Origin of the sequence: Micromonospora rhizosphaerae (assembly GCF_900091465.1) — a bacterium.
Taxonomy (GTDB): domain Bacteria; phylum Actinomycetota; class Actinomycetes; order Mycobacteriales; family Micromonosporaceae; genus Micromonospora; species Micromonospora rhizosphaerae.
The window spans coordinates 2,763,185-2,777,266 of sequence record NZ_FMHV01000002.1 but is presented as its reverse complement, the minus strand read 5'-3'; the positions used below and the strand labels follow the sequence as shown (position 1 = coordinate 2,777,266).

Sequence of the window (14,082 nt, the reverse complement as noted above, 5' to 3'; positions counted from 1 at the left end):
AAAGAAACGTGGAGCCGGGCTCACTCCGACCGGCTTCTGCGGCCGAGCGGCCCTGGGGAGCAGCACCGAGTCATTTCAGTACAGCCGCCGGGCGGCGAACCTCGCCGGCGGGTCGGCGATCGCATCCTGGGCGGCGACCAACTGGATTTCCCGAGCAGCCGCTGCGAGAGTCGCCTCGAGGACAGCGAAAATGGAGTTCGTGGTTCGCTCCAGTGCCGCCGCGGGCGAGCCGGTCGTCGACAGGTGCGCGAGGTACAGCGCTGCGGTGACGTCGCCGCCGCCGTTCGGGCTGATCGGCAGGAGCGGCGTGGTAACTGCCCAGGCGCCCTCGTCAGATACGGCCACCACTTCCAGCGACCCGTCGGGGACGTCGCCGTGGAGCACGCTGGTGACCAGCACATGCCGTGGCCCCATCTCACGCACGATGTCGACCGCCTCCAGCAACTCCTTCGGCGAGTTCGTCGTACGGCCCGACAGGAACTCCAGCTCAAACTGGTTCGGGGTGACGATGTCCGCGCGCGGGACGACCGTGTCACGCATGTACTCCGGGATGCCCGGCCGTACGAACATGCCGCGGCCGACGTCGCCCATCACCGGGTCGCAGCAGTAGACCGCAGCGGGGTTGGCCGCCTTCACCCTGTCCACCGCGTCGAGGATCACCGCGCCCATCGCCGGGTCGCCCTGGTAGCCCGACAGCACTGCGTCGGCTTTTCCGAGGACCCCGCGGTCCTCGATGCCCGCGATCACCTCGGCGACCTCGGCCGGTGCCAGCAGCGGGCCGCGCCAAGCGCCGTACCCGGTGTGATTGGAGAAATGGACGGTCAGCACCGGCCAGACCTCGTGCCCCAGCCGTTGAAGGGGAAAAGCGGCGGCGGAGTTGCCGACGTAGCCGTAGGCGACCGAGGACTGGATGGACAGGATCTTCACCAGCCAATGGTCGCATCACCCGAGTTCGGACACTGGCGCGTCGGGCGGGGTCTGCTCTGCTTGCCCGGGTCGATGGCGGGCGGGATGGCCTGTCGCCAACCACCCACGCACCCGGTCGCGGCCGACGGTTTCGGCCATGCCGGAGCCGGAGCGACAGCGGAACAGCACCGGGCGTCGCGCTCGTCGCCGTCGGACCGGACGCCTAGGGTGGGCGGCATGGCAAGCCCTGCCCCCTCCGCCAACGGCGCCGCGGCCCAGAATCCGCTCACCCTACTCACGCTGGACGAACTCCGGCAGCGCACCAGCGTGAAGTGGCGCATGCACCCGCCCGACGTGCTCCCCCTCTGGGTTGCGGAGCTGGACGTACCCCTCGCTCCCCCCGTGGCCGACGCGCTCCGCCGCGCGGTCGACCTCGGTGACACCGGTTACGCGTACGGGACGGCGTACGCCGAGGCGCTCGGCAACTTCGCCGCCCAGCGGTGGGGCTGGCACGACTTCCGCGTCGACCACACCACGGTCGTACCCGACGTGATGATGGGCATCGTCGAGGTACTCCGACTCGTGACCGACCCCGGAGACGCGGTGGTGGTCTGCTCCCCCGTGTACCCGCCCTTCTACGCCTTCGTCAGCCACGCCGGCCGGCAGGTGATCGAGGCCCCTCTCGGACCCGACCTGCGGATGGACCCCGCCGCTCTCGACGAGGCCTTCCGCCGCGCGCGGGAGTACGGCCGGCGGCCGGCGTTCCTGATGTGCAACCCGCACAACCCGACCGGCGTCGTCCACCGCCGCAACGAGCTCGAGGCCATCGCCGACCTCGCCGACCGCCACGGCCTGCGGGTGATCTCCGACGAGATCCACGCCCCCCTCGTGCTCCCCGGGACGCACTTCACCCCGTACCTCACGGTGGCCGGCGCCGAGAACGCGTTCGCCCTGATCTCCGCCTCGAAGGCGTGGAACCTCGCCGGCCTCAAGGCTGCGCTCGCGGTCGCCGGGCCACAGGCCGCCGCCGACCTAAACCGCATGCCGGAAGAGGTCAGCCACGGGCCCAGCCACCTGGGCGTCATCGCGCACACCGCCGCGTTCCGCGCCGGCGGGCAGTGGCTCGACCTCCTCCTCGACGGCCTCGACACCAACCGCACGCTTCTGGAAACGCTGCTGCCGAAGCACCTCCCGTCCGTCACATACCACCGCCCCGAGGGCACCTACCTCGCCTGGCTGGACTGCACGGCGCTGGGTATCGCGACAGAGCAACCGGACGGCGAACCCGGCGTGGCCAGCGACGTCGCCGGGCCCGCGAAGATGTTCCTGGACCGCGCGCGGGTCGCCCTCAGCTCCGGGCACGTCTTCGGCACCGGCGGGGCAGGCTTCGTACGACTCAACTTCGCCACCTCACCCGCGATCCTCACCGACGCCGTCACCCGAATGGGCCGGGCAGTCGACACGTACCACCCGTCGGCCGGCTGAGCCCGCGGTCCCAGGTGCCTCGCCTCCACGACCCGGCCCTGGACCGATCAGCCGCCGGGTCGAACGTACGGACGCCAGCTGATGGACGCCGAGTAGGAGGTGGTGTTGATCTGGCCGCTCCCTCGAGCAAATCTGAGGCGCCACAGATGTGCGCTCTGCCCGTGCGCCCGCTAGGCGTAAGGGCACTCCGATGTGGTGTGATCTCTAGGCATGAAGGTCAGGGTCGTCGGCGCCGGTGTTGTGGGCTTGACCAGCGCACTCCGTCTGGCGCAAACCGGTCATGAGGTCGACGTAGTTGCCGCGAAGATGGGAAATAGCACGACATCGTCGGTCGCCGCGGCTCTCTGGTATCCCTACCGCGCATACCCGGAGGCGGACGTAACGCGATGGTCGGCGACCACCTACGAGGTGCTGTGCGGCCTGACCTCCGACCCGTCCGCCGGCGTTCGGATGCGCCTCGGGCAGGAGTTGTTCCGCCAGCAGACCTCCGACCCGTGGTGGCGGGATGCGGTTCCCGAGCTGGGTCGGGTTGCCGTCGAGCGACTGCCGGCCGGCTACGGCGACGGTTACGAACTGAGCGTTCCGGTGGTGGACATGGCGATGCATCTGCCGTGGCTGCTCGGTCAGTTGGAAGCTGCGGGGGTCGCCGTCCGGACCCGGTACGTGGGTGATCTAGCCGGGGCCTTCGAGGACGTGCATGCCGTGGTGAACTGCACCGGGCTGGGATCCAGGGAGTTGATCAACGACGAGACCCTCACACCGGTGCGGGGACAGGTGATCGTCGTCGCACAATTCGGCCTGACCGAATGGCTACTCGACCAGAACGATCCCGAACAACTGATCTACGTCGTACCCAGGAGTGACACGGTGCTGCTCGGCGGCACCGCCGAGGAGGGCGACGAGGAACTGGACGTCAGGCCGAAAACGACCGCGGACATCCTGAAGCGGTGCACCGAGCTCGTACCCGCGCTCGACAAGGCCCGCATCCTCAGCCACCGCGTGGGCCTACGCCCCGGGCGCCCGAGCGTGCGGCTGGAAACCGAGTTCATCGACCGCGGTCCGGTAGTGCATTGCTATGGCCACGGTGGCGCCGGAGTCACACTGTCCTACGGCTGCGCCCAGGACGTCGCCGAACTCGTGTCAGGACTGTCCTGACCCGATCCGGTGGAGCCAGCAGCATGAGCACGATGACGAGGTCGACGGCGATCAGCAGCAGCGGAAGCAGCACCCACCAGAACAGAGCGGCGGCCGCGATGGCCGCGACGAAGTGGGCGCAGCGCGAGCTGCTGCCTGCCCTGCTTGAGCTTGGCTGACAGGCGCACGGCAGACTGGTGGCATGACGCGAGGCATTGCCCTGGTCCGGCGACCCAGCGGCCGGCTGGCCGAGGGGCTGGTCACCCACATCGAGCGCAGCGACGTGGACATCGCGCAAGCCCGGCGCCAGCACGAGGCGTACCGGGCCGCGCTCACCGAAGCCGGCTGGCAGGTGCGCGAGGTCGCCCCCGCCGACCAGTGCCCCGACTCGGTGTTCGTCGAGGACACCGTCGTGGTCTGCGACGGCCTGGCGGTGATCACACGGCCGGGCGCGCCAGAGCGCCGTCCGGAGATCCCCGGCACGGAGAAGGCGGTACGCGACGCCGGGCTGGAGGTCGTACGCATCGAGGCTCCCGGGACGCTGGACGGCGGCGACGTGCTGCAGGTCGGCACCACCGTGTACGTGGGCCGAGGCGGCCGCACCAACGGTGAGGGCATTGCCCAGCTGCGTGCCCACCTGGCGACCCGCGGGCGCAGGGTGATCCCGGTCCCGCTCCGCGACGTGCTGCACCTCAAGTCGGCCGTGACCGCGCTGCCCGACGGCACCCTGCTCGCGCTGCCGGAACTGCTCGACGCGACCGCGCTCCGGCAGCCGGTGCGCACGGTCGACGAGGAGGCCGGCTGCCACGTCGTACCGCTCGGTGGGGACCTCGTGCTGCTGGCCGCGTCGGCGCCACGCACCGCGGCGCTCGTGGCGGACCTCGGCTTCACGCCGGTCGTCGTCGACATCAGCGAGTACGAGAAGCTTGAGGGCTGCGTCACCTGCCTGAGCGTGCTGATCCCCGAGGTCTGACCCACGCCCCAGCCGGTCCGGTCGGCGGCAGAAGTAGCGGCTCGTCCAAAGATGGCTGGGGGATCACTCCTCCTCGGCGAACACGACCTCGCGGCGCTTTCGAACCGTCGGCAGGACGGCGACGACGAGCGCTGCCACGGCCAGGGCCAGGAGCACCGCGGAGATCGGGCGGGTCAGGAAAACCGACACATCGCCACGGGAGATGATGAGCGCGCGCCGCAGGTTCTCCTCGAGCAGCGGGCCGAGGACGAAGCCGAGCAGCAGGGGCGCCGGCTCGCAGCCGCACTTGATCAGGATGTAGCCCAGGAGCCCGAAGAACACGATCGCGTAGACGTCGTACGCGTTGAAGCTCAGCGAGTAGGTACCGATCGCGGCGAACAGAATGATCATCGGGAACAGCACCTGGTACGGGATGTGCAGCATGCGCACCCAGACGCCGATCAGCGGCAGGTTCAGCAGCACAAGCAGCACGTTGCCGATCCACATCGACGCGATCAGGCCCCAGAACAGCGCCGGCTCGTCGGTGATGACGTTCGGGCCGGGGGTGATGCCGTGGACGATGAACGCGCCGACCATCAGCGCCATCACCGGGTGGGCGGGCAGGCCCAGGGTGAGCAGCGGGATGAACGACGTCTGCGCGGCGGCGTTGTTCGCCGACTCGGGGCCGGCGACGCCCTCGATCGCGCCGCGCCCGAACTCCCGCTGCCGCTTCGAGATCCGCTTCTCGACGGCGTACGAGGTGAACGAAGCCAGCACGTGGCCACCGCCGGGCAGTACGCCGAGCGCGGCTCCCAGACCCGTGCCCCGCAGGATCGGGCCGACGATTCGGCGCCGGTCCTCGCGGGTCGGCCAGAGGTTCGTCACCTTGCCGACGATGGCCGTGCGGGTCTGCTCGTTCTCCAGGTTGCGCAGGATCTCCGCCACCCCGAACATGCCGACGGCCAACGACACGAAGTCGATGCCGCCGTACAGCTCGCGCTGGTCGAACACGAACCGGGGCGTGCCGGTGTAGATGTCCTGGCCGACCGTGCCGAACAGGATGCCGAGCGCGATCATCGCCAGTGCCTTGAGCGCCGAGCCACGGGCCAGCGTGATCGACACGATCAGGCCGAGCAGCACCAGCGAGAAGTACTCGGCCGGGCCGAACTGCAACGCGACGCCGGCCAACGGTGGGGCCGCGACGGCCAGCGCGACGGTGGCCAGGGTGCCCGCGATGAAGGACCCGATCGCGGCGGCGGCAAGCGCCGGGCCGGCCCGGCCCTGCCGGGCCATCTCGTGACCGTCGAGCGCGGTGACCGCCGCCGACGACTCACCGGGCAGGTTGATCAGGATGGCCGTCGTCGAGCCGCCGTACTGTGCGCCGTAGTAGATGCCGGCCAGCATGATCAGCGCCGTCACCGGTTCGAAGTTGAACGTGATCGGCAGCAGCATCGCCACCGTCGCCGTCGGCCCGATGCCGGGCAGCACGCCGACCGCCGTCCCGAGCAGCACGCCCACGAAGCAGTAGAGGACGTTCTGGACCAGGAAGGCGGTCGAGAAGCCCAGCACCAGATTGTCGAAAAGTTCCATACCTCAATCCGGAGGACGCGTCAGAACGAGAGCCACGGGCCCCACAGCGGGATCCGCAGCTGAAGGCCGACGACGAAGATGAGCGCGCTGGCCACGGTCAGGGCGACGGCCACGGCTACGGCCGTGAGCAGCCGCACCTGCCGGCTCGCCAGGGTGGTGAGGAGGGCGGTCACCGCCGACGTCGGTACGAATCCGAGGCGTCGGACGGTGAACCCGAAGAACAAAAGCGCGAGCACGACGAAGCCGACCGCACGCCAGGGGATCGGCCCGAATGAGATCACCTCGCCGGCGATGAGTCCCTTGATGACGATCGCCAGGCCCAGGGCGGCCAGGATCACGCCGACCAGCAGTGGAAAGTAGCCGGGGCCCATCCGCAGTGGGGTGCCCAGCGCATAGCTGAGCGACCCCACCACGAATGAGCCACCGATGAGGACGAAGATTCCTCCGGCGAGGATGTCCGGAAAGGATCGCCGGCGTTCCACCTCAGGAGGCCTTGACCCCGGCGTCGGCGATGATCTTCGCCCAGGTGCCGAGCTGCTCCTCGAGGTGCGCCCGGTGTGCCTGCGGGGTCGCGTCCTCCGCCGGGACCGGCGCGGTGCCCAGCTTGGCCATCTGGTCGATCACCCCTTGGTCGGCCAGTGCCACCTTCAGCGCCTCGGACAGCTTCTGGACGACGTCCTGCGGCGTGCCGGCCGGGGCGTAGAGGCCGTGCCAGACGCTGACCTGGAGCTGGGGCAGCCCCGCCTCGGCCGTGGTGGGCAGGTCGGGCAGGCTCTTCACCCGCTCCGGGGTGGTGACCGCGTACGCCTTGACCTTGCCCCCGGCGATCTGGCCGCTGGTGTTGGTCGTCTGGTCGCACATGAAGTCGACCTGGCCGCCGACGAGGTCGGTCAGCGCGGGGCCGGTCCCTTCGTACGGGACCTCCTGGAGCTTGACACCGGCGGCGTGCTGGAACAGCAGGCCGCACAGGTGGGACGCGGCGCCGATGCCGGCGTTGGCGAGGGTGACCTTGTTGGCGTTCGCCTTCACGTAGGTCACCAGGTCCTGGAGCGTCGCGGGCTGGAAGTCCTTGCGGGCGACGATCGTCATCGGCACCTCGGTGACGAGGCCGATCATCTCGAAGTCCTCGAGCGGCTTGTAGCCCAGGTTCTCGTAGAGTGCGGGCGCCGTGGACATGCCGATGTGGTGCATGAGCACCGTGTAGCCGTCGGGCTCGGCCCGCGCGACCTCGCCGGCGCCGACCGTGCCGCCCGCTCCCTCGACGTTCTGTACGACTATCTTGGCGCCCAGCTTCGCGGCCATCGGCTCGGCGATCATGCGGGTGACGGTGTCCGTCGGGCCGCCGGCGCTGAAGGGCACGACGAACGTGATGTTCTGCTCCGGGTAGTTCCCGGCGTCGCCTCCGCTGCCACCGCCGCCACCATTGCCGGAACAGGCGGCCAGGAGCGAAACGGCGCCGATCGCGGCGATCATCCGCGCGGCGGCCCGGTGCCTGGTCGTTGTCATATCGGGGCCTCCTCGTCAGCGCATGCGCATTCGTCGGTGAGTGCGCGGCCTCAGTCTCGGCTGGCAGGGACGCGGATGGTGTCAGAGGAATCCCAAGGAATACGCCGGATGTCAGAGGAATCCCAAGAACTGGAGGGCTGACACGAGCGTCGATCCGGGCCGTACAATTCGCCGGTATGCGGATCACCGTCATCGAGGATGACGACCGCGTGGCGCGGGGTCTGGTGACCGTCCTGGCCCAGGCGGGCTTCGAGGTCCACCGCATCGCCACCGCCGCGGAGGCCGTGCGTGCCGCCCCGTCCGATGTGGTCCTCGTCGACCTCGGTCTGCCCGACGGCGACGGACTCGACGTGATCCGCAAGCTGCGTGACCGCCCGGAGACCGCCGTCATCGCCGTGACAGCGCGATCGGAGGAGCACGAGCGGGTCCGTGGCTTGCGCGCCGGCGCCGACGACTACATCGTGAAGCCGTTCGGCATCCCGGAGTTGCTGGCCCGGATCGACGCCGTCCTGCGGCGCACCCGGGTGGCTCGTGCCCTGAGCCACCCGGACCAGCCGCTAGTCCTCGGCCCGATGCGGATCGGCGTCGGCACCCGCGAGGTCACCGTCGACGGCACGCCCGTGACGCTGACCCGCAAGGAGTTCGAACTGCTCCTGCTGCTGGCCCGTCGGGCGCCGAACGTGGTGAGCCGCGACGTCATCCTCGACCAGATCTGGGGCGCGACCTGGGAGTCCTCGAGTCGCACCCTGGACACCCACATCGCGGCGTTGCGGCACAAGCTCGGGCCGGCCGTGCTCATCCGCACGGTCCACGGGGTCGGCTATCGGCTCCTGGCCGACCAGCCGGAGCTGATCGGCTGACGCGCCATGCACCGTCGCCTGCTCGTCGTCCTGGTGCCCCTCGCGGTGCTGCTCGTCGCGGCACTCGGGGTGCCGCTCAGCGTCACCGTGGCCGAGCGGGAGATGCAGGAGACCTACGTCGACCGGCTCAACGACGTCGGCCGGTTCGCGTCGCTGGCCGAGACCGCGCTGTCAACCGGGCGGACCGAGGCGCTCCACCAGGAGCTGGCGCGCTACCACAAGCTGTACGGCATCCCGGTCGCGGTGATCGACAAGTCGGGCACGGTGCTGCTCGGACCAGCCGGTGCGTACCAGGAGGCGGCGCGGGCCGAGCCGGCGTTGCCCCGGATCGTGACCGCGGCGCTGGCCGGAGCGAGGTCCGAACCGTCCGGGGAATGGGCGCCGTGGGACGACTCCGCACTCGTGGTCGCGGAGCCGGTGGGCCGGGACAGCGAGGTCGTCGGCGCCGTCGTGACGATTTCCGACCTGTCGACGACGCGCGATCGCATCCTCGTGCGATGGGCCCAGCTCGCCGGGCTCGGGCTGCTGCCGTTGATCGCGCTGGTGGCCGTCGCCTGGCCGGTATCGGCGTGGGTGCTGCGGCCGGTGCGGGAGCTGGACGCGGCGAGCTCGCGGATCTCACAGGGCGACCTCACAATCCGGGCCGACGCCGAGGCCGGCCCGGTCGAGCTGCGGCGGCTGGCGGAGTCGTTCAACACCATGATGGACGCGGTCGAGAACGCCGTGCAGCGGCAGCGGGCGTTCGTGTCCGACGCGTCGCATCAGTTACGCAATCCGCTGACCAGCCTCCGGCTCGCCGTGGAGAGTCTGGAACCGCATCTGCGTCCGGACGGCAACGGGCGGCAGGTGTACGACGTCGCCGTCGACGAGCTGAAGGCGATGCAGCGGATGCTGAACTCGCTGCAGGCCAGTGCGCGGATGGAGAGCATGCGGACGGCGTCACCGGTGGATCTCGACGCGGTGCTGGCGACCCGGGTGGACCGGTGGCGGGCGTTGACGGCGACGGCGGGGCAGACACTGGCGGTCGACGTGCCGCCGGGGCTGCGGTTGCTGGAGCCGCCGGGCGGACTGGGCAGCATCCTGGACGAGCTGATCAGCAACGCGTTACGGCTGTCGGACGCGCAGGTGGTGGAGGTGACCGCCCGAGTCGTCCCCGGTGGTGCGGGCGCCGGACACGGCAACGCCTCCGCGGCCGAAGGCGTAGTCACGATCGCTGTCCGTGACGACGGCCAGGGCATCGACGTTTCCGAGCGGGCCCAGGCGCTACGGCGGTTCTGGCGGTCGCCGCGGCACCAGAACGTGGCCGGGACCGGCCTGGGACTGGCGATCTGCGCCGACCTGGTCGGGGCGGCCGGGGGCGAGCTGCGGCTGGAGGAGGGCCTGCCGCGTCCGGACGGGTCCGGGCACGGATTCGCCGCGGTGGTTGCGTTGCCGGTCGTTCCGCGGGTGGCGTCGTCGTCCGATGCCCCGGCTCCGTCGCCGGTCTGAGGACCCGGGCTCCGTCGCCGGCCTGTCGCTGTCTCGGGTCAGCGCTTGCGGTCGCGGAACCAGGCGGCCGCGCCCGGATGGAGCGGGACCGATGCGGTGGAGATCCCGGTACGCACGTTGATCTGCCACGCTTCGGGAACGGCTTCGGCATCGTCGCGGCTGGCGGAGGTGATCGTACCGGTGTGCGTGAAGATTGTGTCGGTGATGGCGTAGACCAGGTCATCGGGCAGGTCGTTGCGCACGAGAAGCACGTTCGGCACAGCGACGGTGCGGGTGGCCGGGACGCCGGCGTAGGCAGTCGCGGGGATCATGGCCGGAGTGTAGGGACCTGGGTACGCCGTGAAGAGCGCATCTGCCTGTGCGTCCAACGGGATCAGCCGGATCGGGTGCCGCTGCGCCAACTCCGTGATGGCGGGCGTCGGGACGCCGGTCAGGGAGAACATCGCGTCGATCTCGCCGCCGCGCAGTGCCGCCGCCGATTCGGCCTGGCTGAGGTACCGACCGTCGGCGTTCACCCGGCCGAGCTTTAGAACCCGCAGCGACGTGAACTCTGTGCCCGAATCGCGGGCACCGAGGGATACGCGCTTGCCCTCGAGGTCTCGGAACTCGTCGATCGCTGAACCGGCCATGACCACGAGATGCAGGTGACTGTCGTAGAGCCGGCATATCGCCGAGAGCCCCTCGGGCGCGCTGCCGTCGGTCGTGATCAGCGCGTCCAGGCTGGTCAGCCCAAGGTGCACCTCGCCGGCCCGCAGCATCCGGATGTTGTCGGTGGACGCCCCGCTCGGCACGGTGGTCACCGTGGCACCCGGCACCTGCTCGGAGATGTGTTCGGCCAGCGCACCGCCGATACGCCGGTATACCGCCCCCGCCGGCCCGGTGGCCAGTCGCAGGTGGACCTTGTCGCCCTCGGGCTGCTCGGAGCAACCGACGAGCAGCCCTCCGGCGGCCAGGAGCACCGCCCGCCGGCTGAACCGTACCTCCAGGTTCAGCACCATGCCGAGATGATACGGACGGCCGATGCGGTGCAGGGCGGCATATTTCAAGGTAAGTTGCCCGGGGATCTCGGCGCCTGCGCAACAGCCCGCCCGCCCTGCCGGTCGTCATAGACTCGCCTGTTCTGCCGGGATTTTAACCAGGCTGAAGCAGTCATATCACGCCCGCACGCCTCCGACGTCAACCAGAAGGAACCGGCAACGGAAGACCCCTCATGCGTCAGACCGGGGCGGGCGCCGCCAGAAGCGCGCGCAGCTCGCGGACCGCTGCCCGCCCGGCGCGGTTCGCGCCGACTGTGCTCGCGGACGGCCCGTAGCCGACCAGGTGGATCCGGGGGTCGGCGACCACCCGAGTGCCGTCCACGACGATGCCGCCGCGGGGCCCCCGCAGCCGCAGCGGGGCCAGGTGGTCGAGCGCCGACCGGAAGCCGGTGCACCAGAAGATGACGTCCACGTCCTGTGCCGTACCGTCGCGCCACTGAACGCCGTCGGGGACGATCCGGTCGAACATCGGCCGGCGGAGGAGGAGCCCGCGTTCCCGGGCCTCGAGCAGCTGCGGCGTCCACGCCAGCTCGCTCGCGCTGGCGATGCTTCCCGGGGGCAGGCCGGCCCGTACCCGTGCCTCCACCTTGGCGACCACCTCGCGTCCGTAGTCCGGCGTGAACGGCCCGTCCCGGAACACCGGCGGCCGGCGGGTGACCCAGGTCGTCGACGCCGCGACGTCGGCGATCTCGACCAGGAGCTGCACGGCCGACGCTCCGCCCCCGACGACAACCACCCGCTTCCCGGCGAACTCCGCCGGCCCCCGGTAGTGGGCGGTGTGCAGCTGCCGCCCGCGGAACGTTTCCTGTCCCGGGTAGTACGGCACGAACGGCCGGGTCCACGTTCCAGTGGCGTTGATCAGTGCCCGGGTGGTCCAAGTGCTGTTGCCGGATTCGACGAGCAGTCGTCCGTCGCGGGCGTTCCGGACGGCCGTGACGGCGACCGGCCGCTGCACGTCGATACCGAATTCCCTCTCAAAGGCGGCGAAATAGGCCGGCAGGGCGTCGGCGGCTGGTTCGTCCGGCGGCGGAGGCGTGAAGTGCATGCCGGGCAGGTCGAAGATCCCGTGCACGGTCGCCATGCGCAGCGTCGGCCACCGGTGCTGCCAGGCGCCGCCGGGTGCCGGGTTGGCGTCCAGGACGGCGAAGTCAAGACCGGAGGAGCGCAGGTGGTACGCGCTGGACAGCCCCGCCTGTCCGGCCCCGATAACCACCACATCCGTCTCCGGCATGTGCCGGACAACGCCTCAGGCTCACCCGGACCTTCCCACGGGCGATGGATGTCACACCGCCCGGACGTCCCCGCCGAACCCGGCCCCTGGCCCGCTCGGTTCTCGGCGGCGACTCGGCGGTCGACGTCGTCCACCGCGGGGCCGACCTGGTCGAGTTCGACCGGGTCGCGGCGGATCAGCTCCAGGATCCCAGCACGTACGCGGCTGGGCGAGGCTCAACCTTCTGCCCTCAGGCGATTTTCGTTGATTTGAGCGACCTGTGTCGTGTCGGGTGGCAACATGCCGCCCGAGACTGTGCCGCTCCGTTTCCCGCGTTCCTCGCCCTACTGGCCGGTCGTCAGCCATCCCCTGCTGCGACGGGTCCTGCCCGGACTGGCGGTGTCTGCTCTCGGCGACGGCATGGCGTTGATCGCGGTGACCTGGCTTGCCTTACAGCTCGCGCCCCCGGGCCAGCGCGGCACCTGGACCGCGGTCGCGGTGGCGGCATACACCCTGCCCAGCGCCGCCGGAACCATGATCTTCGGCCGGTTTCTGATCGGTCGAAGCGGCGCCCAGCTCGCCGGCTGGGACGCCATCCTGCGGGCCGCCGCTCTCGCGGCGATCCCCGCCGCCCACCTTTTCGGTGCGCTCAGCATCGGCCTCTACGTGGCCCTGCTCGCCGCGGCCTCGCTGCTGCGCTCGTGGGGTTCCGCCGGGCGCTTCACCTTGGTAACCGAACTCCTGCCCCAACGACACCACCTGCCGGCCAACGCGATGCTCGCCATCATCGGCGACGCTGCCACCATCATCGGTCCCCCGCTGGCGGGCATCCTCATCAGCTGGGCCGGTCCCGTGTGGGTTATCGCGATCGACGCAGTGACCTTCGCCGTCCTGGCCCTCACCTACCGCCTCGCCGTCCCCGCCGTAAAGAGAACAGACCCGACAGAGACTGTCACGCCCAGCACGGCCGGGTTCGGGATCATCCGCCACAACCGATCTCTGCTCGGCCTACTGGCGCTGACCTTTGGGTTCTTCTTTCTCTTCGGCCCGTTCTACGTGGCCATGCCCGTCCTCGTCACCGAGGACCTGCACGCCTCCGCAACGACCCTCGGGCTGTACTACACGGCGTTCGGTGCCGGCTCCCTCCTCGGCGGCCTCGCCACCGGCTACCTACACCGCTGGCCGCTGTGGCCCACCACCATCGGCATCGTCGTCGGGTTCGGCGTCGCCATGCTGCCTCTAGGCCTGGACACGCCCGTCGGCCTGTCGCTACCGGCCTTCGCCCTCGCCGGCCTCATCTGGGCTCCGTACATGTCCACGTCGATGGCGCTGTTCCAACGCAGCACCACCACCACGAAACTCCCCCAAGCCCTGGCCGCCAACAGCGCTGTCACCGTGCTGGCGGTGCCACTGGGCACCATGCTCGGCGGCCCTCTGACGACCGGCATCGGCGCCCGCCAAACGCTGTTGCTGTGCGCTGCAGCGACCATCGCCCTCGGCGTAGTAGCCGCCGGGCTCACCATCTTGTCCCGCCAACCGCTCGCAATCGGCGGCGATCCATCCCTGGCGAGCCCTGCGAAAGACCGGCAGCACCATCCTGACGTTCCCACCGATTCGGGAGCCGTCAGACGTTGAAGCGGAACTGAGGGCGGCGACCCCACCACCAGCGGGACGTGGCAGACGGACTGGACGCGGACCGCGTGCAGCGTGATGATCACGGGTTGAGCCGCGTCTCACGGCGGCAGCAGTCAAGCTCGATGTCCCATCAAAGCCCTGGCCAAGCTACGTGCCGAGAACGCCTAACTGCGCGCCGACAACGCCCAGCTGCTCGGTGAGCTCATGACCCTGCGCCCCACTTCGCCGCCCAACGCCGTCTGACTCACGCAGGGGTAGGGCTGCTACTACAGACCGGTC

The 14,082-nt window shown here is 70.1% G+C and carries 13 protein-coding genes; 7 read left to right on the top strand and 6 right to left on the bottom strand.

All coding sequences use genetic code 11. The features are described from left to right. Nucleotides 1–75 precede the first annotated feature (75 nt). Complete coding sequence (pdxY, locus tag GA0070624_RS13430) at nucleotides 76–927, bottom strand: pyridoxal kinase PdxY (protein WP_091340952.1); 852 nt, start codon at nucleotides 925–927, stop codon at nucleotides 76–78. Nucleotides 928–1,143: 216 nt separating this feature from the next. Here pdxY and GA0070624_RS13425 point away from each other — a divergent pair, with 216 nt between their 5' ends. The 4 genes from GA0070624_RS13425 (at nucleotide 1,144) to ddaH (ending at nucleotide 4,498) form a co-directional block, all read left to right on the top strand. Continuing rightward, entirely contained in the window at nucleotides 1,144–2,391 is a 1,248-nt protein-coding gene (locus GA0070624_RS13425) for a MalY/PatB family protein (RefSeq protein ID WP_091348764.1), read from the top strand. Between the two features lie 210 nt (nucleotides 2,392–2,601). Continuing rightward, nucleotides 2,602–3,546 (top strand): FAD-dependent oxidoreductase, encoded by a 945-nt coding sequence (locus GA0070624_RS13420; protein WP_091340950.1) that lies wholly within the window; start codon nucleotides 2,602–2,604, stop codon nucleotides 3,544–3,546. A gap of 23 nt (nucleotides 3,547–3,569) precedes the next feature. After that, nucleotides 3,570–3,704, top strand: coding sequence for a hypothetical protein (locus GA0070624_RS36385; RefSeq protein ID WP_281180969.1), 135 nt, complete (start codon nucleotides 3,570–3,572; stop codon nucleotides 3,702–3,704). 23 nt (nucleotides 3,705–3,727) lie between these two features. Next, nucleotides 3,728–4,498 carry a dimethylargininase gene (ddaH, locus tag GA0070624_RS13415; protein WP_091340947.1) on the top strand — a complete coding sequence of 257 codons (771 nt, stop codon included), beginning with the start codon at nucleotides 3,728–3,730 and terminating at the stop codon, nucleotides 4,496–4,498. 63 nt (nucleotides 4,499–4,561) lie between these two features. Here the strand turns inward: ddaH and GA0070624_RS13410 are convergent, their stop codons facing one another. From GA0070624_RS13410 to GA0070624_RS13400, 3 genes are read right to left on the bottom strand one after another with little or no spacing between them, the layout of a single operon-like run. Further along, the gene (locus tag GA0070624_RS13410; protein ID WP_091340944.1) at nucleotides 4,562–6,067 is read right to left on the bottom strand and encodes a tripartite tricarboxylate transporter permease; all 1,506 of its coding nucleotides are present in this window, start codon (nucleotides 6,065–6,067) and stop codon (nucleotides 4,562–4,564) included. 20 nt (nucleotides 6,068–6,087) lie between these two features. After that, nucleotides 6,088–6,549, bottom strand: coding sequence for a tripartite tricarboxylate transporter TctB family protein (locus GA0070624_RS13405; protein WP_091340941.1), 462 nt, complete (start codon nucleotides 6,547–6,549; stop codon nucleotides 6,088–6,090). A 1-nt stretch (nucleotide 6,550) separates the two neighbouring features. Then, nucleotides 6,551–7,573, bottom strand: coding sequence for a tripartite tricarboxylate transporter substrate-binding protein (locus GA0070624_RS13400; RefSeq protein WP_218105151.1), 1,023 nt, complete (start codon nucleotides 7,571–7,573; stop codon nucleotides 6,551–6,553). A 176-nt stretch (nucleotides 7,574–7,749) separates the two neighbouring features. Between GA0070624_RS13400 and GA0070624_RS13395 the strand changes: the two genes are divergently transcribed. Both GA0070624_RS13395 and GA0070624_RS13390 read left to right on the top strand, forming a co-directional pair. Continuing rightward, entirely contained in the window at nucleotides 7,750–8,433 is a 684-nt protein-coding gene (locus tag GA0070624_RS13395; RefSeq protein WP_091340939.1) for a response regulator transcription factor, read from the top strand. Between the two features lie 6 nt (nucleotides 8,434–8,439). Continuing rightward, entirely contained in the window at nucleotides 8,440–9,921 is a 1,482-nt protein-coding gene (locus GA0070624_RS13390; protein WP_091340936.1) for a sensor histidine kinase, read from the top strand. Nucleotides 9,922–9,959: 38 nt separating this feature from the next. Here GA0070624_RS13390 and GA0070624_RS13385 read toward each other — a convergent pair whose 3' ends face one another. Together GA0070624_RS13385 and GA0070624_RS13380 are read right to left on the bottom strand one after the other, a co-directional pair. After that, nucleotides 9,960–10,967, bottom strand: coding sequence for a TAXI family TRAP transporter solute-binding subunit (locus GA0070624_RS13385; protein ID WP_218105150.1), 1,008 nt, complete (start codon nucleotides 10,965–10,967; stop codon nucleotides 9,960–9,962). Nucleotides 10,968–11,136: 169 nt separating this feature from the next. Next, nucleotides 11,137–12,189 carry an FAD-dependent oxidoreductase gene (locus GA0070624_RS13380; RefSeq protein WP_091340932.1) on the bottom strand — a complete coding sequence of 351 codons (1,053 nt, stop codon included), beginning with the start codon at nucleotides 12,187–12,189 and terminating at the stop codon, nucleotides 11,137–11,139. Nucleotides 12,190–12,468: 279 nt separating this feature from the next. On the opposite strand from GA0070624_RS13380, the gene GA0070624_RS13375 reads away from it, so the two are divergent. Continuing rightward, nucleotides 12,469–13,803, top strand: a complete 1,335-nt coding sequence (locus tag GA0070624_RS13375; protein ID WP_091340930.1) for an MFS transporter — start codon at nucleotides 12,469–12,471, stop codon at nucleotides 13,801–13,803. Nucleotides 13,804–14,082 lie beyond the last annotated feature (279 nt).